This is a genomic window from Vibrio sp. Y176 (genome assembly GCF_033438945.1).
This window is the reverse complement of record NZ_JAWOQS010001220.1, coordinates 1-510: the sequence shown is the minus strand read 5'-3', so window position 1 is coordinate 510 and position 510 is coordinate 1. Positions and strand designations below refer to the sequence as shown.

The 510-nt window shown below is 46.7% G+C and carries 1 protein-coding gene; it reads right to left on the bottom strand.

The annotated features are described in order from the left end of the window. Positions 1 to 130: 130 nt before the first annotated feature. Positions 131 to 510, bottom strand: a 380-nt coding sequence (locus R7O13_RS31070; protein ID WP_318305754.1) for a substrate-binding domain-containing protein, incomplete at its 5' end; no start/stop codon positions are given.

The window sequence follows — 510 nt, the reverse complement described above, 5'->3', positions numbered from 1 at the left end:
TGATGTTAAGTCTGTAAAACCGCATGAAGCCTTGAGCTAGAATCCATATCGTCTCGACAAGTGCTCAAAGAAAAAGCCCACTCAATAACCTGAGCGGGCTTTTCGTTTTCAAATTACAGATTATCCACCATCAACAACGCTCGACAGAATTTCTTCGTACTAACGTTGGGCTAAAAATAATGGTTTCATCTTCAACTTTTTCGTCACGAGACAGCGCCAAAGCCAAACGGGCGGCGCGTTCTGCCATCATCTCGATTGGGTAGCGAATAGTAGTCAAGCTAGGGTGAACAAAGCGGGCGATTAAGCCATCATCGAACCCGACCATAGAAACCTTACTTGGTACGTCAATGCCATTTTGATCTAACGCTGCCAGTGCGCCAGCGGCCATGTAGTCGTTGTAGGCCACCACTCCAGTAATCTCCAAAGATTTGGTTAACAGGTTGGTCATCGCAACTTCGCCACCATCACTGTTGGGTTCCCCGTATTCGATGTAGCTTTTGGAGAGTTCAA